1 protein-coding gene and 1 pseudogene are annotated in these 1,794 nt (G+C 39.2%); one reads left to right on the top strand and one right to left on the bottom strand.

All coding sequences use genetic code 11. The features are described 5' to 3' along the window. Positions 1 to 339, bottom strand: a pseudogene (locus AC1DUA_RS36125) (hypothetical protein); the annotation flags it as partial. A 231-nt stretch (positions 340 to 570) separates the two neighbouring features. Between AC1DUA_RS36125 and AC1DUA_RS36120 the strand changes: the two are divergent. After that, positions 571 to 1,794: ATP-binding protein (locus tag AC1DUA_RS36120; RefSeq protein ID WP_477504317.1), on the top strand; the 1,224-nt coding region annotated here is incomplete at its 3' end.

Below are 1,794 nucleotides of genomic sequence, written 5' to 3'. Positions count from 1 at the left end.
AGGTTCCACTGCCCATACGGTACCATCATTTTTTAAAACAACCATGGTACMACCACTCGAAGCAGTACTTTTAACATTTGTAATACTTGTTGCTTTAACCATCGGATTTGGAAAAAAACCATCTTTTACGGAAATGGCATGAAGAGCCAGGCACCAAGCATTCCCTTGATCGTCAATCGCTATTGAATAATAGGGATCTATCCATTGAACGATCTTGGGCTGATCCTTTGTCGCAGAACCTGCCGCTATGGCTGTTAGTGGAGCAACACTGGCAAGCGAGAGTACAGATAACAATGCAGCACCTTGCGGTATTCGTTTTGACCAATAAGTAAACTTCAACGTCTTCATCTCTCCTTTAATTGGGCAATTCTTATTCCTGATCCATTTTTATCCATAATTTTAGACGTGTAGATTAGGTAATAGTTGCGAAAATGCAATAACTTTTTCTAGTAATTTCCATAATAAGTATTTTTATTATTTTGCCAATTACGAATAGGTCACTTGGCTATTTGCTAAGCGACTTTTTTCATGCATAATCAAGATTGAATAACTATGTAAGGGAGGCGCCTTATGCTAGATTACATATTGTTAAATTTTCTATTTATTTTGGTAGGTGCCCTTTCATACTTTGCTTTTGGATTGTATAAGAACAAACATTTCAAATTAATTATCGGTGTGTTTTCCAGTGTATCGGTGGTATGTTGCATGTCGTTTCCTTTTACCGTTTTCCCGGGGTATATTTATGACCTAAGGATAATTCCTTTTCTAGTAGCGGTTTATTACGGGGGTTATCGCTCAGGCATACTCGTGGCCGTTATTTTGCTCCTTTATCGCTTCTATCTTGGGGGCAGCGGGTTTGTAGTAACCGCAATATCTTATATTCCTATATTCATTATTATCCTTGTATTTCTCAAGCTACGAAAAAAAATAACAGGAAAACAAAATATTGTAATGGGTATGTTGTTTTCACTGTTGTCAGCACTGTCTGTATCCATATGGAGCGCCATTTATCTGCATAAAGATATGGTTCAACATGAGGTTTTCTTTGCTTATTACTGCATCATTCTTACGATTTGTTCATGGATCACTTTCTTTTTCATTGAAACGATGCGAGACAACATACATATGCGGGATGAAATTTACCGGTCCGAGAAACTGAGCGTCTTAGGTGAGCTTGCTGCAACCATTGCTCATGAAATTCGTAATCCAATCACCGTGTCCAAAGGTTTCCTTCAACTATTAAAGGCCCGTTCGCAAAATGAAACCGATCTGAAGTATGCTATTCTGGCATTAGAAGAGATTGATCGGGCGGAAGGCATCATTTCCGAATATCTCATGTACGCCAAGCCACAGGCTGAAAAGGTAGAAAAAATTGATGTTAAAGCCCATTTGAGTAACGTAATGAGCATTACCGAACCTTATATTACGTCAAAAGGGCATATTGTGGACAGCCAGTTGGAGGAATTATATATTTATGCAGATTCGAAAAAGTTGACTCAGGTCATGATCAATATCATTAAAAATGCGGCTGAAGCGATAGAAAAAAACGGGAAAATAACGATCCGTACCTTTGCTCAAAAAAACCACGCTGTTATTGAGATTATGGATACTGGAATCGGCATGAACGAAGAGCAGCTTCTGCGATTAGGGGATCCATTTTATTCGACGAAGTCGAAAGGCACGGGGCTCGGACTTATGGTTAGTTACCGAATTATTGAAGCTTTGGGTGGAGCGATTCGCGTTCAGAGTAAACAGGGGATAGGCACTAAATTCAGCGTCCTCATTCCTCTGGAT

It is taken from the genome of Paenibacillus sp. 01T422 (genome assembly GCF_056398785.1).
The sequence above is the reverse complement of the archived record's forward strand: the minus strand, read 5'-3'. Positions and strand labels throughout refer to the sequence as shown.